Source organism: Streptomyces sp. NPDC050085 (assembly GCF_044460595.1).
Classification (GTDB): Bacteria; Actinomycetota; Actinomycetes; order Streptomycetales; family Streptomycetaceae; genus Streptomyces.
The window spans coordinates 107,345-127,397 of record NZ_JBITJZ010000010.1 but is presented as its reverse complement, the minus strand read 5'-3'; the positions used below and the strand labels follow the sequence as shown (position 1 = coordinate 127,397).

The following is a 20,053-nucleotide window of genomic DNA, read 5'->3' as shown; positions in this document are numbered from 1 at the left end:
CGCGGGATCGGCCTCCGGCGTCGGGCGGCCTGCTGCTGTCGCCGGGCCGGGACGGCCGGGGCGGACAGCGGGCGCGGGTACGAGGTCGAGGTCATGGCGGGATCGTGCCCGCACGCGCGCCCGCCGTGCAACGCAATTTCCGCCCGTGCCTCGCGCCCGGCCCGGCCTTACGCTCACCGCATGATCCTCGAACCGCTCTCCCCAGGCCCCGACCACGCCCTGCCCGGTGAGCTGCTCGGCGAGGTGGCGGAGCTGTACGCCTCCAACCGGGAGTTCTTCGCGCTGAGCGGGGACTACCCCGACCCCGACCACATCACCGTCGAGCAGGTCGCCACCGAGCTCGCCGACGAACTGGCGCAGCCCGGCGCCGAGGTGCTGCTGGCGCGGGCCGGGGGCCGCCTCGCCGGGGTCGCCGTCACGCTCGCGCACCACCCGGATCCGGCGGACCCGGATCCCTGGATCGGGTTCCTGATCGTCGACGGGGCGCGGCAACGCAAGGGGTACGGGCGGGAGTTGGCGGCCGCGGTCGAGGAACGGTTCCGGGCGGCCGGCCGGGACGCCGTGCGCCTCGCCGTGCTCGAGGCCAACCCCAAGGGGCTCGCCTTCTGGCAGTCCCTCGGCTACGAGGAGATCGACCGCCGCGTGGACCGCCAACTCCAGCGCCCCTGCCGGGTGTTGAGGAAACGGCTCAGTTCATGACCCGTCGTCGGCCGGCTTGCCGTTGCCGTACAGCCACACGCGCCAGACGTCCTTCAGTTCCTTCGCCTTGCCGGGGTTCTTCTGCTCGACGTAGGCGGTGAAGTCGTCCGTGTCCGCGTTCCCGTACTTGTGGTCGGCGGGCCAGGTCTTCAGCAGGGCGAAGAACCGGTCGTCGCCGATCGTCTCGCGGATCCTGTGCAGGACCATCGCGCCGCGCTCGTAGACGGGCGGGTCCGAGACCTGCGCGGCGCTCGGCGGGTCCGCGGGCGGGAACGCCCACATCGCGGCGCTCTTGGGCCGCTTGTAGAGCTGGTCGAAGGTGTCCTGTGCGGAGACAGGATCGTCGGCGCGGTCCTCGTCCCACAGCCATTCCGCGTACGTCGCGAAGCCCTCGTTGAGCCACATGTCGCGCCAGGTCTTCGGCGTGACCGAGTCGCCGTACCACTGGTGCGCCATCTCGTGGACGAGCAGGAGGAGTTCGGGGGCGCCGGGGAAGACGGGCCGGTTCTGCGTCTCCAGGGCGTACTCGGCGTCGTCCTCGCGGTCGATGATCGCGCCGGTGGAGGAGAACGGGTACGCGCCGAAGTTCTCCGTCTCCCAGTCGACGACGTCGGGGAGCTGGGCGAGCACCTTCTGGCTCGCCTCCGCCTCCTCCGGGTCGACGGCGGTGTAGACGGGCAGGCCGGAGTCGGTCGTGGAGCGGTGGGTGTCGAAGCGGCCGACGGCGACGGTCGCGACGTACGTGGCCATGGGCTGCGGGACGTGCCAGGAGAAGGTGCTGTGCCGCCCGTCGGCGGACGTCCGCTCGCTCTTCAACTCCCCGTTGGACACGGCCTGTTGCCCCTTGGGGACGGTGACCGTGATGTCGTACGTCGCCTTGTCGGAGGGGTGGTGGTTGCCGGGGAACCAGGCCATCGAGCCGGTGGGTTCGCCGAGCCCGAGCGCGCCGTCCTCGGTGCGCAGCCAGCCCTCCTCGGAGCCGTCCGCGTCGGTGATGGTCACGGGTTCGCCGGAGTAGCGCACGGTGGTGCGGAAGGTGGCGCCCTTGCGCAGTTCGTCGTGCGGCCGGACCGTCAGCTCGGTTCCGGCACGGCTGCCGACGGCGCGCTTGCCGTCGACGGTGACGCCGTCGACCGTCATCCCCTTGAGGTCGAGGTTGAACGCGCTGAGGTTCTTGTGCGCCTTCGCGGTGATGTCGGCGGTGCCGGTGAGGTGGTGGGTGGCCGGGTCGTAGGCGAGGTCGAGGGCGTAGTGCGTGACGTCGTACCCGCCGTTGCCCAGCTTGGGGAAGTACGGGTCGCGCAGCCCCGCGGCGCCCGGGCTGCCGTGCACGCCGCCGGAACAGGCGGGGACGGCGGCGAGGGCCAGCAGGACGGGGATGGTCACGAGGGGCCTGGGGGTGCGCATCTCATGATCCTATGGCCGGTTATGCCCGCACTGCCGCTCAAAAGGCAGGCTCTCAGAGCACCGCGATCCCCAACGGCCGTTCCCCCGCTGCCAGTCGGCGGGTGTCGCCGCTGTCGAGGTCGACGACCGTGATGCCGTTCCAGTAGCCCTCGCGCGTGAAGCCGCCGGTGACGTAGGCCGTGCGGCCGTCGGCGGAGACCGTGACGTCCTCGTGCGGGCCGTCGAGCGGGATCACCTTCTCCTTGCCGTCCGGGGCGCGGACGGTGAGGGACGGGCCGTCGTCCTGGGAGGGGTTGATGGGGCCCGTGCCGACGACGAGGAGGGTGCCGTCGGGGGTGATCGTGGTGCCGTGCTGGTGGGTGTTGGCCGTCATCTTCTCGATCGTCGAGCGGCCGGTGTCCGGGTCGACGACCACGAGCTTCTCGCCCTCGAAGGGGAACAGGAGCCTGCCGTCCGAGGGCCGCACGGCCGCGTAGTGCGGCTTCAGCCAGGAGCCGAGGCCGCCCTCGGTGCCGTACGGGGCGACCTCGATGCGGCGGGTGTCGTCGAGGTCCGCGGGGTCCGTGACGTCGACGACCGTGACGTCGAACGAGTCGTGGTCGGTGGCGTACGCCTGCGTGCCGTCGCGCGACACGTCCACGTCGAAGGGGCGGCGGCCGACGTCGGCCGTGCCGGTGACCTTCAGCGTGGCGGTGTCGACGGCCTCCAACGCCCCGTTGCCGTCAGGGACGTTGACGCCCACGTACACGTGCTTGCCGTCGGGCGCGAGGGCGATGCCCATGCCGCCGCCGCGGTACTCGCCGTACGTCGGCTCGCCGAGGTTCCCCGTCTCGTACGGGATCAGCGCGATCCGCGTACGGGCGTCGGTGTCGACGACGGCGACGCCCTCGGCGGTGGCGACCCAGGCGCGTCCGTCCGCGCCGAGCGCCACACCGTAGGGGGCCGTGCCGACCTGCACCGAGTCGAAGACGCCCTTGTCCGGGTCGACGAACGAGACCGTGTCGGCACCGAAGTCGGAGACGAGGAGGGTGCCGTCGGGGGTCTTCGCGGTCGTGGGGGCGGGCGCCGTGGGCGCCGCGGGCGTACGCGAACTCGCCGTGGCTTCCGGGGTGTTACTGGTCTGCGCGGCGCACCCCGCGAGCAGCACGACCGCCGTCGCGGCCAGCAGCAGACGCCGCTTCACCGCACGGCCCTCAGCAGACCGGCGATCTCGGCGAAGCCGCGCCGCTCGGCGTGGGCCAGGGCGGTGACGCCGTCGCCGTCCGGCAGGCCCGGCGTGGCACCCGCGGTGATCAGCAGCTCCACGATCTCCTGGTGCGCGCGGCCGCCGTCGCCGAGGATCACGGCCTCCAACAGGGCCGTCCAGCCGAGGCGGTTGACGTGGTCGACGTCGATGTCGGTCTCGCGCAGCAGGGCCCGTACGTACTCGACGTGACCGCGCTCGGCGGCGGGGATGAGGGCGATGCCGCCGAACCGGTTGCGCTGCTTGAGGTCCGGGCCCGCCGGGAGCAGCGTGCGCATCATGCGGACGCTGCCGGTGACGCCGGTGGCCAGCCAGGGGCTCTCGGCACGGTCGTCGGCGGCGTTCGGGTCGGCCCCGGCCGCGACCAGCACCTCGGCGGCCCGAACGTGATCGTCCTGGACCGCGAGCAGCAGGGCGGTACGCCGGTGCGCATCGCGTGCATCGACACGGGCACCGGCGCCGAGCGCGGCCCGGACGCCGTCGGCGTCACCCTGCCCGGCGGCGGCCAGCAGGGCGCGGTCGTCGTCGCTGAGTGAGGGCATGGCAGTACTCCTCGTGGAGCGGGATATGACGGACCGGCGGCACACGGTACGGGGGGAACCATGCGCCGCCGGGGCGTGGGGGGACGAGCCGCGCGGACGGGCGCGGCTCATCCGGCCGGACGGGCCGCGGTCAGCGGCCCACCCGGTCAACTGGCAAGCAGGGCTTACTTGCCCAGCGAGGCGACGCCCGCCTGGGCGATCTTCTCGTCGATGTCGCCGGACGGGGCACCCGCGACGCCGATGCCCGCGATCGGGGCACCCTTGGCGGTGACGGGGGCGCCGCCGCCGAGGAACAGCGTGCCGGGGATGTCCTTCAGCGTCGGCGCGTTCTCGAGGCGCTTGGCCAGCTCGGAGGTCGGGGCGTTCCAGGAGACGGCGGTGAACGCCTTCTTCTCGGCGGCCTCGTACGACTGCGGGCCCGCGCCGTCGCCACGGACGGTCAGGATGGTGTTGCCGTTGCGGTCGACGACGGCGACGGAGACCTTCTGGTTCTCCTTCTTCGCCTCGGCGAGCGCGGCCTGCGCGGCCTTCTGGGCGGCGTCGGCGGTGAGGTGCGTGGTGGACATCGTGTTGTTGTTCTTGGCGTCGGCCTTGGCGGCGGCGGCCGGGGCGGCGGCCGGGGCCGAGGCGCTCGCGGTGACGGCGCCGAAGGTGCCGGCGGCGACGGCGGCGATCACGGCACCGCTGGTGACGAGGGTGGTGCGGCGGGAGAGCTTCTTCATGGGAGGTACTCCTGAGTGAGAGCCAGTCGTGCTGGTCGGTCGTTCCTTCTGCTCTCAATCCTGGGTCCGGAACCGGCCTCGACCCGTCGACGTTCCGGCTGCTCGCGGCCTGCCGAGCGGCCGATGCCGGGGTCATCCGATCGGTTGACCCCGGGGGCGCGAGGGCCCGCGACAATGGGAGTGTTTGCCCAGTTCGGGCCGCATGCGGAACAGAGCAGTACGGAACAGAGCCGTATCGAGCAGAGCCGTATCGAGCAGAGGAAGGGGTGGGGGCCGTGGTCGAGACCCAGCGGGCGCACGTCGGGCGGATCGACGACGACTACCACGCGGACACCCGCCGGCTCGCCGCCGTCATGCACGCCGCGTTCTTCCTGCTGCTCGCCGTCTCGCTGGCCCGCTTCCTGCTGCGCCACCCCGGCGGCACCCGCACCCCGTGGATCGTCGCGCTCTCCGTCGTCCTCGCCGTCGTGTACGTCCTCGGCCTGGTCCGCGTCACCACCCGCCCGTCCGCCGTGGCGCAGCGCGTCTGGCTGACCCTGGTGGTCGCGGTGTGGGTGGTCCTCGTCGTCCTCGCGCCCAGCTTCGCCTGGTGCGCGGTGCCCCTCTTCTACACGGGTCTGCGGATGCTGCCGACCCGGGCCTCCCTGGTCCTGGTGACCCTGCTGACCGGGCTGGTCATCTTCGCCCAGCTGCGGCTGTCCGGCCGCTGGGACCCGGACCTGGTGCTCGGCCCGCCCGCGGTCGTGCTGATCGCCACGGCGGTGTTCCTCACGATGGAGCGGCAGGCCGCCCGGCAGCGCGCCCTCATCGACGACCTGATCCGTACGCGCCGCGAGCTCGCCGCCGCCGAGCGCCGCGCGGGCACCCTCGCCGAGCGCCAGCGCCTGTCCATGGAGATCCACGACACCCTCGCCCAGGGCCTGTCCAGCCAGCAGATGCTGCTGCAGGCGGCGGACCGGGTGTGGGACGCGGACCCGGGCAAGGCGCGGGCCCACGTCCGCACCGCCGGGTCGGTCGCCGAGCACAACCTCACCGAGGCCCGCCGTTTCGTGCACGACCTGGCCCCCGCCGACCTCGTCCACGGCCTCGAGCAGGCGCTGCGCACCGTGGCCGAGCGGGAGTCGGGCGAGCACCTCACGGTCCACGTCCACGTCGACCCGCTGGGCGAGGCGGACGGCACCCCGCGCCTGCCCGACCGGGTCCAGGGCGCCCTGCTCCGCATCGCCCAGGGCGCCCTGGCCAACGTACGGGAGCACTCCGGTGCCGCCACCGCCGCGATCACCCTCACGCTCCTCGACGACCAGGTGGTCCTGGACGTCGCCGACGACGGCCACGGCTTCGACCCGGCGTCGCTGCCCGGCTCCCCCTCGGGCGTGCGCGGCCACGGGGTCCCGGCGATCCGGGCGCGGGTCAGGCAACTGGGCGGGACCCTGACGATCGAGTCGGCGCCGGGCGAAGGCACGGTCGTGTCGGCGTCGATCCCGCTGGAGGGACCGCACCCCCACGGCGAACAGGCACCATGACCCAGGGCCACCCACCCGGGCCCACCCCAGGCCCACCCAGGTCCACCCCGAGAACGGAGCCCCACCCATGTCCGGCCCCGCGGAAGCGAACCGCCCCGTCAGGATCCTGCTCTGCGACGACCACGTGGTCGTACGGGCAGGACTGCTCGCCCTCCTCGACAGCGCCGACGACATCGAGGTCGTGGGCGAGGCCGGTACCGGCGAAGAGGCCCTGGCCCTCGCCGCCAAGCTCACCCCCGACGTGGTCCTGATGGACCTCCAGCTCGGCGACGGCATCGACGGCGTCGAGACGACCCGCCGCCTCAGCACGCTGCCCGGCGGGGGCCCGCACGTCCTGGTCCTGACCACGTACGACACGGACGCCGACATCACCCGCGCCATCGAGGCGGGCGCGACCGGCTATCTGCTCAAGGCCGAGCGCCCGGAGGAGCTGTTCGCCGCGATCCACGCCGCCGCCGAGGGCCGCACGGCCCTGTCCGCGCCCGTCGCCAGCCGCGTCATGGCCAACATGCGCAAGCCGCGGCCCACGCTCACCGACCGCGAGCGCGACATCCTCGCCCAGCTCGCGCACGGCCTGGGCAACCGGGAGATCGCCAAGGCCCTGTTCATCAGCGAGGCCACGGTCAAGACGCACCTGGGCCGGATCTACGACAAGCTCGGCGTCGACACCCGGGCGGGCGCGGTCGCGGTGGCCAAGGAGCAGCGGCTGCTGCCGTAAGCCCTGGCTGCTGCCGTAGGCCCGGCCGCTGCCGTGAGCCGCACGTGCGGGCACGTGACACCATCGACCACGTGCTCGACATCGGTTACGCCCTCTCCCGCCGCTTCCCGGACCCGCCGCAGACGGACTACCGGCGCGCGGACGTCCACGCGCTGCGCCACGACCTGTTCAGCGGCGACGTGTACCTGGCCGACACGAAGGCCGACCGGGAACTGTCCACAGCCTGGGGATGGGTGCCGGTCCTCGACTTCGCGTGGGCGCTGTGCGACATCGTCGAGCGCATCGACCGCGACCCGCGGGGCAGCCGCAGCGCCACCCCGCAGTACGCGGAACTGGACTTCACCGAGTCCACCGACCGGATGCTCTTCGAGCGCCGCTTCGGCTGGGTCGACATCGAGGCCGACTGGCAGCCGGGCGACGAGCCCCCGCTGACCTTCTCCCACACCGAACTGCGCCGCGAGGCAAGGGACTTCCTGCACGACCTGATCGCCGACCTGACGGACATGCACGAGGACCTGTCCGACAACCCGGCGATCTGGGACCTGCAAGGGCGCTTCCCCCGCATCGGTTAGCGCATCGGTTGGCGCGACGCTCAGCGGGCCGTGGCCGGCCGGGGCGCGATCACCGCGGCATGGCAGCCCGTCGGCACCGCGGGGAACAGGGTGACCTTCTCCGGCACGCCGCCGCCCTCGGTACGCGTGATCAGCTTCGGGGCCCGCGTGGTCGCGCCGTCGATCCGGCCGATGATGCCGGCGTCGGCGGGCAGCGTCGGGTGGACCCGGTCGAGCGGCATCAGGATGCGCTGCTCCTTGCCGGAGTCGTCGGGCGACGTGAAGTAGACGCGCGGCCCGGTGGGGCTGTTGCTGAGGTGGGCGAGGATGGCCGCGCCGATGTTCGTGGTGCGGGTCGCAGTGCACTTGCCGGGTGCGGGCTCGACGGGGGCGGTCGCCGGGTCGTACGAGGTGAGGGTGCCGTCCGCGCTCAGCACCACGTAGAGGGACTTGCCGCCGGGGTCCACGATGTCCATGCCCGCGTAGACGTTCGTCAGCCCGCCGTTGCCGTCGTCGACCGCGTGCGTGTCCAGGGTCAGGAACGCGCCGCCCCCGGGCCGCAGGAACTTCCCCTCCCACTGGTTCGGGCCGGTCTGCGACACGACCGCGGTGTAGTCGCGCTCGATCGTGAAGGTGCCGGGGCCGTGGAACTCGTTCTTGCCCGAGGTCGCGATCCAGGAGCCGAAGTGGCCCTGGTCGGTGAGGAACACGTACTGCCCGTTGTCGTCGCCCACCGCCGTGTCGCCGTCCGCGTCGAGGATGCTGACGCCGCCGTGCGCGCCGCCGGTGATCATCCGGCCCCAGTAGTGGGAGTCCGAGACGCGGTAGATCTCGACGTACCCACCGCCGCCGGCGACCACCTCGGTGCGGACGTACGTACCACCCGGGTTCTCCTCGGCCGACGCCGACGCCGACGCCGACGCCGACGCCAGGGATACCGTGCTCTGCGTGTGCGCGGGGGCCGCGAGTGCCGTCGCCGCGGGGGCGAGGAGGGCGGCGGCGGCCACGGCCGTGGCGACGACGACGCGGACGGGGGTGCGACCCTGGGTGAAGAACGACATGCCTACTGCTCCTTCAAGTGGGGCCGCTGGTGGGGCAGTTCGGCCGGTCTTGGCTGCTGAGAAGAACATTAGGAATCCGGGTTCACCGAAAGGTCGGGCGCACGTCATGAACGCGTGACACGCCCGCCTGTCACCACACCCCGGGCATCACCGCCCTGACCTGCCGCTTCCGCCCAAGCACTCACCCCGTGCACCAATACGGCGGAAGATTCCCTGCCCGCTACAACCAATCACCTGCCCGGCGTGTCCAACTCCCTTCCCCCCAGCCCTCGTTCACCCCTCGCCCTCCACCCGCACCCCCAGGTGCGCCGCGAACGCCGGTGCCAGATCGAGCAGTTGACCCGTCGAGATCACCGCGCCGCCGAGCCGGTCGATGCCCCGCGCGATCTCCAGCTGCGCCGCGTCCCGCAGGTCGACGTCCACCAGCGTCGCCGCCGAGAGGTCCGCCCCCTTCAGCACACAGCCAGGGAACTCCACGCGCTCCAGCTTCGCCCCGCCGAAGTCCGGCTCCACCAGCACACAGCCCTCGAAGACGACGTCCTTCAGCCGCGCCTTGCGCAGGTTCAGATAATCGATCTTGCCGCCGCGGATCACCACCCGCTCCAGGACGGCGCCGTGCAGCTGCACCCCGCCGAGCCGCGCGTCCGTCACCTCCACGTCCCGCAGCATCGCCCCCGCCAGATCCGTGCCCACCCCGCGGATGCCGGTCAGCGTCGAGTCCAGGATCCGGGCCCGCGCGAGCCCCGCCTCGTCGAAGCCGCACCCCTCGATCGCGCAGTCCATGAACCGCGCGCCGATCCCCTCCTGCCCGGCGAAGTCCGCACCCGCGAACTCCACCCCGTCATAGTCGCCGTCCGGCTCGAGGCGCCCGCCGTCCTCCCACGGCGCCAACGCGGGCAGCCGCACCTCCGGCCGCCGCGCCTTCTTCACCTTCGCCGCTCCACCACGCCTGTCCGCCATGCCCCCATGCTGCCCGCCCCCACTGACAATCGGGCCGACGACCATCACGGCCTTGACCTCAACCTCACTTGAGGTCGAAGACTGGCACCGGAATCCCGACCCACAGACCCATCCACCAGGCCCATCCGCCAGACCCATCCGCCAGACCCATCCGCGACGGGGAGCACTCATGCACGCCGTACGACTGCACGCCTTCGGCCCGGCCGAGAACCTCACGTACGAGAAGACCGAGGACCCCGAACCGGGCCCCGGCCAGGTCCGCATCGCGGTCGAGGCCGCAGGCGTACACCTCATCGACACCGCGATCCGCACCGGCGTCAAGGGACCCCTGCCGCACCTCCCCGACCTGCCCACGATCCCCGGCCGCGAGGTCGCGGGCACCGTCGAGGCCCTCGGCGCGGGCACCGACCCCTCCTGGCTGGGCAAGAAGGTCGTCACGCACCTCGGCCTCGCCCCCGGAGGCTACGCCGAACTGGCCGTCGTGGACGCCGACCGCCTCCACGAGATCCCGCCGAACCTGGACGCCGCTGCGGCCGTCGCCCTGATCGGCACGGGCCGCACCGCCCTCGGCATCCTCAACTTCACCGATGTGGGCCCCGGCACGGTCGCGCTCGTCCCGGCCGCGGCGGGCGGCATCGGCACGCTTCTCGTGCAGTACGTGAAGCACGCGGGCGGCACCGTCATCGGCCTGGCGGGCGGCCCGCGCAAGACGGCGCTCGTCGAACGCAACGGTGCGGACCTCGCCCTCGACTACAAGGACCCCAACTGGCCCGTCCTGGCAGGGGAGTTCCTCGACGCCCGCGGCACCCGGGCCACCGTCCTGTTCGACGGCGTCGGCGGCCCGGCCGCGGCCGCCGCGCTCGACCTGCTCGGCCCCGGCGGCCTGCACCTCGTCTTCGGCTGGTCGGACCAGGGCATCAGCGACGAGGGCGGCCCCCAGTTCCTCGACGAGGCGGAACAGATCCGCCGCGGCATCACCCAGCAGAGCGTCCTCGGCCCGGCGATGATGCAGAAGGTCGGCACCGACAACCCGATGCGCACCCTGGAACTCACCGCACTAGACCTCGGCGCCCGCGGCGTCCTCACCCCCGCGGTCCACCGCTTCCCGCTCTCCGAAGCGGCCGCCGCGCACCGCGCGCTGGAGACGCGGGGCACGACGGGCAAAGTGGTCCTGGAACCGTGACCTCAGGGATCTCAGGGATCTCAGAGGTCTCAGAGGTCCTCAGGCGGTCCCGCCGAGCCGGGCGAGCGCCTCGTCCGTCAGCCGGTACACGGTCCACTCGTCCTGCGGGCGTGCGCCCATGGCCTCGTAGAAGGCGATGGACGGGGCGTTCCAGTTCAGCACCGACCACTCCAGGCGCTCGTACCCGCGCTCCCCACAGATCCGCGCCAACTCGGTCAGCAGCGCCTTGCCGTGCCCGCCGCCGCGCGCCTCGGGCCGCACGTACAGGTCCTCCAGGTAGATGCCGTGCACGCCGCGCCAGGTCGAGAAGTTGAGGAACCACAGCGCGAACCCGGCGGCCTCGCCGCTCACTTCGTCCTCGGCGATGTGCGCGAAGGCCGCCGGACGCTCGCCGAACAGGGCCTCCCGCAGCTGTTCCACACTGGCCCGCGCCTCGCCCGGCACCTTCTCGTACTCGGCGAGTTCACGGATCAGGGTGTGGATGAGGGGGACGTCTTCAGGCGTGGCGGTACGAATCATTGGGGCAGGTTACGCCGGGGCCGCGCTCAGACCCCCCGCCCCAGCAGCAACCCGGCGATCACCATGTCGTCGGCCCCGAGACCCCGCCCGTCCGCCACGTCCCACAACGCGTTCTGCACCACCCGCCCCAGCGTCCACGCCCGGGCCCGCCCCCGATCGAGCCCCAGCACCTCCGTCATCGCGTCGAACCGCCACAGCACCTCACCCGCGTCGAAACGGTTGTCGAGCGCGGGCCACAGGTCGAAACCCGGGTCACCGGCCAGCGGTTTCGGGTCGATGGCGACCCAGGGTTCGCGCGCGCCCGGGCCCCTGGGCGCCAGGACGTTCTCGAAGTGCAGGTCCCAGTGCAGCAGCCGGTCCCCCGGCTCGTCGACGACCTCCCGCAGCGCGGCCGCAGCGTCCGCGACGATCCCCCGCTGCACCGGATCGGAGATCCGCGGCAGCGCCCCCGGCACCTCCGCCAGCATCTGCCCCGCGATGTCGGCCAGGCGCCGCATCCCTTGCGGCGCGGGCCCCGCCGTGAGCCGCGCGAGGAGCTCCGCGATGACGAGCACGGCCGCCCGCGTGTCCTCGACGGAGCTCAACATCCGCTCCTCGTCGAGCCGTTCGAGCAGCATGGTCCCGGTGCCGGGGTCGTGGTCGATCAGGCGCACCGCCCCGTCCCCGTCCCACACGCGCAGCGCGACCGGCTCCCCCTCGGTCTCCTCGTCGAAGACCTGGAACTTCACCACCGCGGGCACCCCGTCCGCCCGCCGCACCACCGGCAGGACCAGCGCCGCCATCCCGTGCATCGGCGGCCCGTCGACCTTCAGCCCCCACCGCTCGACGAACTCCTCGACGCGCGCGGGCAGCGCCGCGATGAACGCCCGCCCCGCCTCGCCCGCGTACTCGTACTGCGACTGGACCAGGCCCTCCGGAATGTCGATCACGTCCCGACCCTACCGACGTGCCTGAATCGACCATGCGCCATTTTCTCCGCAAGCCGCGACGCACAGGGACGTCCGTGTGGTCGTCCGCGTGGTCGACCACGCGGGTGTCCGCGCGGGTGTCCGTGTGGACGTCCGCGAGGTCGTACGTCCGCAGCGCGCCCGGCACGTACGTCTGGCTGGCCGCGCTCTTCGTGACGACGGTCGCCGTGCACCACATGAGCCCGGAGTTCGAGCAGGACTTCCTGCGCCAGCGCTCCACGAACCTGCACGAGCTGTCGAAGAACCCGATCCGGGTCCTCGTCTCCTCCGCGTTCTGGATCGACGGCAGCAGCTGGTGGCCGTACGCCGTGCTCTACACGGTCTTCCACGCGCAGGCGGAACGCTGGCTCGGCACCGCCCGCTGGCTGGCGGTCGCCGCGGCCTCGCACGTGCTCGCGACGCTGATCAGCGAGGGCGCCCTGCTGTGGGCGATCCGGCACGGCCACGCACCCGCGTCGTCCGTCAGCACCCTGGACATCGGGGTGAGTTACGCGCTGGCGGGCATCGTCGCCGTACTCACGTACCGGATCGCGTCGCCCTGGCGGTACGGCTACCTGGCCGTGGTCCTCTTCGTCTACGGCAGCCCGCTCGTCACGGGCCGCACGTTCACCGACCTCGGCCACTTCACGTCGGTCCTGATCGGCCTCGCCGGCTACCCCCTGGTGCGGGACAGGGGCGAGCCGTGGAACCCGCTCAGCCTCATCAGAAGACCGCGGCCCTAGGAGATCCCGGCCTGCTTCAGCACCGCCGCGAACGACGCCTCCCCGTACATGGCGTCCTCCCCGCCCCCGGCCTTCTTCCCGTCGATCAGCACGGTCGGCGTCCCCTGCACCCCGTCGTCCCGGAAGGACTGCATCGCCCGGCCCACCCACTTCTCGTACGACCCGTCGTTCACGGCCTTGTCGAAGGCGGCGGAGCGCAGCCCCTCCACCTTCCCCGCGATCTTCAGCAGGAAGGCGTCCGTGTACGCGTCGACGGACTCGTCGGCGGGCTGGTTGGCGTAGACGGCGGCGTGGAACTCGGGGAACTTGCCCGCGTCCACGGAGGCGCGCAGCGCGTTCGCCGCCTTCACCGATCCCGAGCCGCCCAGGTTGTTGTCGAGGAACGACGCGATCGTGTACTCGATCTTCACGTCGCCGTCGGCCACCGGCTTCACCAGGGCCCGCGCGCCGCCCTCCTCGAACTTCTTGCAGAACGGGCAGCGCGCGTCCTCGTACACCTTGACCGTGTGCGGGGCGTCCGCCTCGCCGACCGTGATGACACCCCCGTCCACGCGCGCGGGCAGCCCGGCGAGCCCCGCCGTGTCGGCGGCGGCCCGCACCTCGGCGACGGCGTCCGGCTTCGCGCTCGCGGAGTCGGAGCCCTCGGTGCTCCCGGTGCCCCCGCCGCCCGACGAACAGGCGGCGAGCCCGACCCCCAGGCCCACCACAGCCACAGCCACCCCCGCACCACGCACCGCAAGCTTCATTCTCAAACCCTCCTGAAAGCGTAGGACCCTCCCAAACTACGCACGCCCGCCCTCTCCCCGCGCCCCCGAACGGCCCGACCCGCCGGGACCAACGCCCTCTCCCCCCTGCCGCTCGGCACCCCGACGGCAGTAACGTCCACCGCCATGAGCAGCACGAACAACGCGACGGCGGCGACCGTCAACGGCGGCATATCGTTCTGGTACGCACAGAGCCAGGGCGTCGGCATCCCCGACGCCCGCGAACCCCTGGCCGGTGACGCGAGCGCCGACGTCGTCATCGTCGGCGGCGGATACACGGGCCTGTGGACCGCGTACTACCTGAAGAAGGCCGCACCCTTCCTGCGCATCACCGTCCTGGAGCAGAAGTTCTGCGGCTACGGCGCCTCGGGCCGCAACGGCGGCTGGCTCTACAACGGCGTCGCGGGCCGCGACCGCTACGCCGAACTCCACGGCCAGGAGGCAGCAGCCCGCCTCCAACAGGCGATGAACGCGACGGTCACGGAAGTCATCGACGTGGCGCGCACCGAGTCGATCGACGCGGACATCCACCACGGCGGAGTCCTCGAAGTCGCCTACACACCGGCCCAGTTGGCACGTCTCAAGTCCTTCCACGCCGCAGAACTCTCGTACGGCGAGAAGGACAGGGAGCTGTACGGCGCCCGGGAAACGGCGGACCGGATCCGCGTCGCCGGCGCCGTCGGCTCGACGTGGACCCCGCACGGCGCGCGCCTGCACCCGGTAAAGCTGGTCACGGGCCTGGCCCGCGCGGTCGAGGCCCTGGGCGTCACGATCCACGAATCGACGCCCGTCACGGAGATCAAGCCCAAGCACGCCGTCACCCCGTACGGCACGGTCAGGGCGCCCTACATCCTGCGCTGCACGGAGGGCTTCACGGCCTCCCTCAAGGGCCAGCGCCGCACCTGGCTCCCGATGAACTCCTCCATGATCGCGACGGAGCCGCTGTCCGCGGCCCAATGGGAGTCGATCGGCTGGGAGGGCCGCGAAACCCTCGGCGACATGGCGCACGCCTACATGTACGCCCAGCGCACCGCGGACGACCGCATCGCACTCGGCGGCCGCGGCTTCCCCTACCGCTACGGCTCAAGAACAGACAACGACGGCCGCACCCAACAGTCCACGATCGAGGACCTGTACGCGATCCTGACCCGCTTCTTCCCCCAGCTCACCGGGGTCGGCATCACCCACGCCTGGTCCGGCGTCCTCGGCGTCCCCCGCGACTGGTGCGCCACGGTCACCCTCGACCGCTCGACGGGCCTCGGCTGGGCAGGCGGCTACGTCGGCTCGGGCGTCGCCACCACCAACCTCGCCGCCCGCACCCTGCGCGACCTGGTCCAACAGGACTCGGGCCAGTCGGGCCCCACCGACCTCACCACCCTCCCCTGGGTCAACCACAAGGTCCGCAAGTGGGAACCGGAACCCTTCCGCTGGCTCGGCGTCCACGGCATGTACGCCACGTACCACGCGGCCGACCGCCGCGAACTCACCACACACACAGCGGAGTCGTCCCGCCTGGCCCAACTGGCGGACCGGGTGGCGGGGCGGCACTGACCCCCGTCCGACCTCCCGCGACAACGCCAAGTTGTCGCGGGAGAAGCCCAGTTGTTGGCGCCACCGCACCCCACGGCGATTCACTACAGCCATGAACACAGACCTCACCCCCAAGGCCGTCGTCACCCGCTACGTCGAGGCCGTCGCCGCCGGCGACCTGGCCACCATCACCGACTCGTTCGCCGAGGACGCCGTCTGGATCTACCCGGGCCACGACCTCCCGCTCACCGGCGCCTGGAAGGGCCGGGACGTGATCATCAACGACTTCCTCGGCAAGGCCACCGGCACCCTCTTCGCCCCCGGCACCACCCCCACGGTCACGCTCACGTCCGTCATCGCGGAGGGCGAGAAGGTGGTCGCCGAATGGCACGCCGAGGGCGACGCCGCAACGGGCAAGCGCTACGACAACCGGTGCCTGGGGATCTACACGGTCCGCGACGGCAAGATCACCGAGGTACGGGAGTACGCGGACACGCGACACGTGGGGCAGGTGCTGTTCGGGCTCGCATGATCACGAGGCACCCACGAGCCCCGCATCAAACGCAGCAGACGCAGCAGATGCCGCAGATGCAGTAGACGAGTAGATGCAGTGCCGGTTGGCGACGGCGCCCCTCAGGGCGCCGCCAACAACCCGTCGACCACCCGGCGCACCCGGTCGCCCACCCCCGCCTCCCCCAACTGCACAGCCGTATTCGCAGCAAGCAACACCGCGTCCACCTGGAACACCACCAGATCGACATCGACCTCAACGACCTGCCCCGCCTCCACCGCGTACCGCAGCTCACCGGCCAACAGCCCACGCCACCCGCTCCGGTCGGCGAACAACACGTCACGGACCCGCCCCGGCCGCCCGTCGAAGACCCCCAGATTCGCCGCCCAGAAACACCCACCCGGGAACAGTGGCCCCTCCGCGTACACGATCCACGCATCGACCAGCGCCCGGAACCGCTCCACACCCCGCGCCGCGGACCGCGCCGGCCGCACCACGGCCTCCTCGAACACGCCCCGCGCACACTCCACCGTGGCGACCTGAAGGTTCTCCTTCGACCCGAACAGCGTCTGCACACCGCTCTTGCTGACCCCGAGATCACCAGCGAGACCACCAAGGCTCAGCCCGTCGAGCCCGTCCACCGACGCCACATCGACGGCCCGCCGCAGCAGCGCCCGCCGCGACCGCGCCCCGCGCAACAGCCGCCGGTCCGACGTCCCTCGCTCCTCCACCTCGCTCATACCCCCAATCCTGCCAGCACCCCTTGCGGTAAGAGTACGTACGGCCGTACGTTTTTCTCATGGACGCTCACCACAGGCTCCACCACCCATCGCCCACGGCCACACCGCCAACCGCAAAGCCCTGACCCGCTTCTTCACCACCTCGCGGAACTGTGCGCACAGTCCGGCGTCTCCCCCGACACCGTCCGACAGACCCTCTTCGGAAGGAACGAAGCGGCATGACGACCACCCCCACGGCCGACCCCCGCATCAAGGACGTCGACGCCATCCGCACGGCCCAACTCTTCGACATGGCAGTCGACTTGAACCCCCGCCTCGACCACGGCCCCGGGCCCCTCGGCCGCCGCACCTTCTTCGGCTCCGCAGGCGGCAGCTTCCACGGCCCCGAACTCCACGGCGAGGTCCTGCCCGGCGGCGGCGACTGGGCCCTCTTCCGCCCCGACGGCACGATGACCCTCGACGTCCGCCTCACCCTGCGCACCCACGACGACGCCCTGATCCACATGACGTACGGCGGCCGCCGGGTCGCCTCCCGCGACTACTTCCGCACGACCCCGGTCTTCGAGACGGGGGACGAGCGGTACGCGTGGCTCAACGACGTGGTGTGCGTGGGCTCGGGGTACCTGATCGAGGGCGGGGTGGCGTATCGGGTGTCGCGGGTGCTGTGAGCAACCGAAGAGCCCAGGTCAGCGAAAAGCCCAGGTCACGTGGTGCGACCTGGGCTTCTGTGGAGCCCCCTGTCGGATTCGAACCGACGACCTACGCATTACAAGTGCGTTGCTCTGGCCATCTGAGCTAAGGAGGCAGCCCGAGCAGTGTAACCAGACCCGGACCCCCGCCCCTCGAAAATTTCGGCGAATCTCACAGCCCCCGACCTGCTGACAGACCCGCCACCCCCCAGGTACGGTCCGATCAGTTCACCCGCGTGGACTACACCACATTCCGCCTTCCACTACGGATCGTCCGGCACGTTCCTGCCGGTGAAGGGGGCTTCACAGCCATGGCTTCTGTCACGTTCGACAAGGCGACCCGCGTCTACCCGGGTTCCACCAAGCCCGCCGTCGACGGCCTGGACATCGAGATCGAGGACGGCGAGTTCCTCGTCCTCGTCGGCCCGTCCGGCTGCGGCAAGTCGACCTCCCTGCGCATGCTGGCGGGCCTCGAGGACGTCAACGGCGGAGCGATCCGCATCGGCGACCGCGACGTCACGCACCTGCCGCCCAAGGACCGGGACATCGCCATGGTGTTCCAGAACTACGCGCTCTACCCGCACATGTCCGTCGCCGACAACATGGGCTTCGCGCTCAAGATCGCCGGCGTGAACAAGGCGGAGATCCGGCAGAAGGTCGAAGAGGCCGCCAAGATCCTCGACCTGACCGAGTACCTGGACCGCAAGCCCAAGGCCCTCTCCGGCGGTCAGCGCCAGCGTGTGGCGATGGGTCGCGCCATCGTGCGTGAGCCCCAGGTCTTCCTCATGGACGAGCCGCTGTCGAACCTCGACGCCAAGCTCCGCGTGTCGACCCGTACGCAGATCGCGTCGCTCCAGCGCCGCCTCGGCATCACCACCGTCTACGTCACCCACGACCAGGTCGAGGCCATGACGATGGGCGACCGTGTCGCCGTACTGAAGGACGGTCTGCTCCAGCAGGTCGACTCCCCGCGCAACATGTACGACCGCCCGGCCAACCTCTTCGTCGCCGGCTTCATCGGCTCCCCCGCCATGAACCTGGTCGAGGTCCCGATCACCGACGGCGGCGTGAAGTTCGGCAACTCGGTCGTGCCGGTCAGCCGTGAGGCCCTCAAGGCCGCCTCGGACCGGGGCGACACCACCGTCACGGTCGGCGTCCGCCCCGAGCACTTCGACATCGTCGAGCACAACGGCGAGGCCGTGAAGTCCCTGACGAAGGACGCCTCCGACGCCCCGGCCGGTCTCGCGGTCTCCGTGAACGTGGTCGAGGAGCTCGGCGCCGACGGTTACGTCTACGGTGCCGCGCAGGTCGGCGGCGAGCACAAGGACCTGGTCGTCCGCGTGAACGGCCGCCAGGTGCCGGAGAAGGGTGCCGAGCTGCACGTCGTGCCGCGCGCGGGCGAGACCCACGTGTTCTCGACCTCGACGGGCGAGCGCCTCTCCGACTGACGCGTATCGACCTGAACCACCTGCCACGTACCAACTGAACGGAAGGGCCTCGCACTTCGGTGCGGGGCCCTTCCGTCGTCCCGTCGCGACGTCGCTCACGTTGTCGACAAATACCCCGGCAATTCCGGCATTTCACCCCACGACGTCAACACCCCATCATCAAAACCCAGTTACCAGTCCCTCATCAGAGTGACTAAATGTCGCCAAATCATCACCGACCGCTACGCTCACTCGCGTGACGCACTCCGCTAACTACACCCAGAAGTCGCGCCGAGCCCGGGGCCGGGGCCCCGCCCGCCGCGCCGCCCGCACGCTCGCCTTCGTCCTGCCGGTGATGCTGGTGCTCTCCGGGACCCTCGCGGTCACCCGAGTCAACTGGTCCGGGAGCTCCTCGGACTCCATCCTCACGGCTTCCTCACAAGACGTCTCCGCGCGTGCCAAGTCGCGCGCCCCCCAGGACGTCCTGCGCGACCGTCTCCTCCTGGAACTGCAGGAGAAGAACCCCGGTGTCGTGCTCACCCATCTCCAGCAGGAGGTCGACCGCCGCCCCTCTCTCGCCAAGCACTGCATGTCGATCGCGAAGGCCCTGGGCCGCGCGGCCGTGCAGGCCTACGGCCCGGCGCGTGCCCAGTCGTACGCCCGCCCGGTCTGCGACACCTCCTTCGCCTCGGGGGTCGCGGGCTTCCGCGGCTGAACCGCGGCTGGCCATCGGCTCCCCCGCGGGCCGTGCGCACGTACAGTTCCGGTCATGACGACCGCTGAACCGGCCGCGCACGGCCCGCACTCGTTTCCCCGTCGTGAGGAGCACCGCCCGACCCAGGCCGTTGTCCTGGCGGGCGGCCAGGGCTCGCGGCTTCGCCCCTACACCGACGACCGGCCCAAGCCCATGGTGGAGATCCCGGGCACGGGCACGCCGATCATCGGCCACCAGCTGGCCTGGCTCGCCGAGGAGGGCGTCACCGACGCCGTCGTCTCCTGCGGCCATCTCGCCGAGGTCCTCGAGGAGTGGCTGGACGCGGCCGACCTGCCGCTGCGCGTCACGACCGTCGTCGAGAAGGAACCGCTGGGCCGTGGCGGCGGCCTGAAGTTCGCGGCCGCGCACCTGCCGCACCAGGACCAGCCCTGGTACGCGACGAACGGCGACATCTGGACCCGCTTCTCGCTGCGCGAGATGGCGGACTTCCACCACGAGCGCGAGGCCACCGCGACGCTCGCGCTGGCCCGCCCGCGCATCCCGTGGGGCGTGGTGGAGACGAACGAGTTCGGTCACATCACCGACTTCATCGAGGCCCCGCCGTCGCCCTACCTCATCAACGCGGGCCTGTACGTCTTCTCGCCCGAGTTCGCGTCCCTGCTGCCGGACGTCGGCGACCACGAGCGCACCACGTTCCCGCGCCTGGCCCGCGCCAAGCGCCTGGCGGGTTTCCCGATCCCGCAGGGCGCGTACTGGCGGGCGATCGACACGGCGAAGGACCTCCGCGAGGCCGCCAAGGAGCTTGCCGCGCTGGGCCGTTGAGAGCCGCCTGATCCGGTACGTCGATGGGGCCCCGCAC

22 protein-coding genes and 1 tRNA gene are annotated in these 20,053 nt (G+C 71.6%); 12 read left to right on the top strand and 11 right to left on the bottom strand.

Annotation, left to right across the window (positions count from 1 at the left end):
* The first annotated feature begins 180 nt into the window (after positions 1-180).
* Positions 181-699: a GNAT family N-acetyltransferase gene (locus ACIBUY_RS31250; RefSeq protein ID WP_365566701.1), complete on the top strand. Its 519-nt coding sequence runs from the start codon at positions 181-183 to the stop codon at positions 697-699.
* Here ACIBUY_RS31250 and ACIBUY_RS31245 read toward each other — a convergent pair.
* From ACIBUY_RS31245 to ACIBUY_RS31230, 4 genes are all read right to left on the bottom strand, one after another.
* Positions 694-2,106 carry a M1 family metallopeptidase gene (locus ACIBUY_RS31245; protein ID WP_365566702.1) on the bottom strand — a complete coding sequence of 471 codons (1,413 nt, stop codon included), beginning with the start codon at positions 2,104-2,106 and terminating at the stop codon, positions 694-696. The two genes, ACIBUY_RS31250 and ACIBUY_RS31245, sit on opposite strands and share 6 nt — an antisense overlap.
* A gap of 52 nt (positions 2,107-2,158) precedes the next feature.
* Positions 2,159-3,289: a hypothetical protein gene (locus ACIBUY_RS31240; RefSeq protein WP_365566703.1), complete on the bottom strand. Its 1,131-nt coding sequence runs from the start codon at positions 3,287-3,289 to the stop codon at positions 2,159-2,161.
* Positions 3,286-3,891, bottom strand: a complete 606-nt coding sequence (locus ACIBUY_RS31235) for an ankyrin repeat domain-containing protein (RefSeq protein ID WP_365566704.1) — start codon at positions 3,889-3,891, stop codon at positions 3,286-3,288. Before ACIBUY_RS31235 ends, ACIBUY_RS31240 begins: the two co-directional genes overlap by 4 nt.
* Before the next feature lie 164 nt (positions 3,892-4,055).
* Positions 4,056-4,613, bottom strand: coding sequence for a heme-binding protein (locus ACIBUY_RS31230; protein WP_365566705.1), 558 nt, complete (start codon positions 4,611-4,613; stop codon positions 4,056-4,058).
* A gap of 353 nt (positions 4,614-4,966) precedes the next feature.
* Here ACIBUY_RS31230 and ACIBUY_RS31225 point away from each other — a divergent pair, with 353 nt between their 5' ends.
* The 3 genes from ACIBUY_RS31225 (at position 4,967) to ACIBUY_RS31215 (ending at position 7,426) form a co-directional block, all read left to right on the top strand.
* Positions 4,967-6,136: a sensor histidine kinase gene (locus tag ACIBUY_RS31225; protein WP_399154425.1), complete on the top strand. Its 1,170-nt coding sequence runs from the start codon at positions 4,967-4,969 to the stop codon at positions 6,134-6,136.
* A gap of 67 nt (positions 6,137-6,203) precedes the next feature.
* Entirely contained in the window at positions 6,204-6,854 is a 651-nt protein-coding gene (locus ACIBUY_RS31220; RefSeq protein WP_365566706.1) for a response regulator transcription factor, read from the top strand.
* 71 nt (positions 6,855-6,925) lie between these two features.
* Complete coding sequence (locus ACIBUY_RS31215; RefSeq protein WP_365566847.1) at positions 6,926-7,426, top strand: hypothetical protein; 501 nt, start codon at positions 6,926-6,928, stop codon at positions 7,424-7,426.
* Positions 7,427-7,446: 20 nt separating this feature from the next.
* On the opposite strand, the gene ACIBUY_RS31210 is transcribed toward ACIBUY_RS31215, so the two are convergent.
* Both ACIBUY_RS31210 and ACIBUY_RS31205 read right to left on the bottom strand, forming a co-directional pair.
* Complete coding sequence (locus tag ACIBUY_RS31210; RefSeq protein WP_399154378.1) at positions 7,447-8,466, bottom strand: hypothetical protein; 1,020 nt, start codon at positions 8,464-8,466, stop codon at positions 7,447-7,449.
* Between the two features lie 273 nt (positions 8,467-8,739).
* Positions 8,740-9,426, bottom strand: a complete 687-nt coding sequence (locus ACIBUY_RS31205) for a pentapeptide repeat-containing protein (protein WP_365566708.1) — start codon at positions 9,424-9,426, stop codon at positions 8,740-8,742.
* Between the two features lie 169 nt (positions 9,427-9,595).
* Between ACIBUY_RS31205 and ACIBUY_RS31200 the strand changes: the two genes are divergently transcribed.
* The gene (locus ACIBUY_RS31200) at positions 9,596-10,609 is read left to right on the top strand and encodes a zinc-binding dehydrogenase (RefSeq protein ID WP_399154377.1); all 1,014 of its coding nucleotides are present in this window, start codon (positions 9,596-9,598) and stop codon (positions 10,607-10,609) included.
* A 39-nt stretch (positions 10,610-10,648) separates the two neighbouring features.
* On the opposite strand, the gene ACIBUY_RS31195 is transcribed toward ACIBUY_RS31200, so the two are convergent.
* Complete coding sequence (locus ACIBUY_RS31195) at positions 10,649-11,128, bottom strand: GNAT family N-acetyltransferase (protein ID WP_399154376.1); 480 nt, start codon at positions 11,126-11,128, stop codon at positions 10,649-10,651.
* Between the two features lie 26 nt (positions 11,129-11,154).
* Positions 11,155-12,057 carry an aminoglycoside phosphotransferase family protein gene (locus ACIBUY_RS31190; RefSeq protein ID WP_365566762.1) on the bottom strand — a complete coding sequence of 301 codons (903 nt, stop codon included), beginning with the start codon at positions 12,055-12,057 and terminating at the stop codon, positions 11,155-11,157.
* A gap of 17 nt (positions 12,058-12,074) precedes the next feature.
* On the opposite strand from ACIBUY_RS31190, the gene ACIBUY_RS31185 reads away from it, so the two are divergent.
* Positions 12,075-12,818: a rhomboid-like protein gene (locus tag ACIBUY_RS31185; RefSeq protein ID WP_399154375.1), complete on the top strand. Its 744-nt coding sequence runs from the start codon at positions 12,075-12,077 to the stop codon at positions 12,816-12,818.
* Here the strand turns inward: ACIBUY_RS31185 and ACIBUY_RS31180 are convergent.
* Positions 12,815-13,537, bottom strand: a complete 723-nt coding sequence (locus ACIBUY_RS31180; RefSeq protein ID WP_399154374.1) for a DsbA family protein — start codon at positions 13,535-13,537, stop codon at positions 12,815-12,817. The two genes, ACIBUY_RS31185 and ACIBUY_RS31180, sit on opposite strands and share 4 nt — an antisense overlap.
* A gap of 171 nt (positions 13,538-13,708) precedes the next feature.
* Between ACIBUY_RS31180 and ACIBUY_RS31175 the strand changes: the two genes are divergently transcribed.
* Positions 13,709-15,133: an NAD(P)/FAD-dependent oxidoreductase gene (locus ACIBUY_RS31175; RefSeq protein WP_399154373.1), complete on the top strand. Its 1,425-nt coding sequence runs from the start codon at positions 13,709-13,711 to the stop codon at positions 15,131-15,133.
* Between the two features lie 91 nt (positions 15,134-15,224).
* On the top strand, positions 15,225-15,644 hold the full coding sequence (locus ACIBUY_RS31170) for a nuclear transport factor 2 family protein (protein WP_365566766.1): 420 nt from the start codon (positions 15,225-15,227) through the stop codon (positions 15,642-15,644).
* A gap of 101 nt (positions 15,645-15,745) precedes the next feature.
* Here the strand turns inward: ACIBUY_RS31170 and ACIBUY_RS31165 are convergent, their stop codons facing one another.
* Complete coding sequence (locus ACIBUY_RS31165; RefSeq protein ID WP_365566767.1) at positions 15,746-16,363, bottom strand: TetR family transcriptional regulator C-terminal domain-containing protein; 618 nt, start codon at positions 16,361-16,363, stop codon at positions 15,746-15,748.
* A 218-nt stretch (positions 16,364-16,581) separates the two neighbouring features.
* Between ACIBUY_RS31165 and ACIBUY_RS31160 the strand changes: the two genes are divergently transcribed.
* Positions 16,582-17,031 (top strand): DUF3237 domain-containing protein, encoded by a 450-nt coding sequence (locus tag ACIBUY_RS31160; RefSeq protein WP_365566768.1) that lies wholly within the window; start codon positions 16,582-16,584, stop codon positions 17,029-17,031.
* Between the two features lie 60 nt (positions 17,032-17,091).
* Here the strand turns inward: ACIBUY_RS31160 and ACIBUY_RS31155 are convergent.
* Positions 17,092-17,168: transfer RNA gene (locus ACIBUY_RS31155), tRNA-Thr, on the bottom strand.
* A gap of 195 nt (positions 17,169-17,363) precedes the next feature.
* Between ACIBUY_RS31155 and ACIBUY_RS31150 the strand changes: the two genes are divergently transcribed.
* The 3 genes from ACIBUY_RS31150 (at position 17,364) to ACIBUY_RS31140 (ending at position 20,016) form a co-directional block, all read left to right on the top strand.
* Positions 17,364-18,500 (top strand): sn-glycerol-3-phosphate ABC transporter ATP-binding protein UgpC, encoded by a 1,137-nt coding sequence (locus tag ACIBUY_RS31150; RefSeq protein WP_365566769.1) that lies wholly within the window; start codon positions 17,364-17,366, stop codon positions 18,498-18,500.
* A gap of 235 nt (positions 18,501-18,735) precedes the next feature.
* Positions 18,736-19,194: a hypothetical protein gene (locus tag ACIBUY_RS31145; protein ID WP_365566770.1), complete on the top strand. Its 459-nt coding sequence runs from the start codon at positions 18,736-18,738 to the stop codon at positions 19,192-19,194.
* A 54-nt stretch (positions 19,195-19,248) separates the two neighbouring features.
* Entirely contained in the window at positions 19,249-20,016 is a 768-nt protein-coding gene (locus ACIBUY_RS31140) for a nucleotidyltransferase family protein (RefSeq protein WP_365566771.1), read from the top strand.
* Positions 20,017-20,053 lie beyond the last annotated feature (37 nt).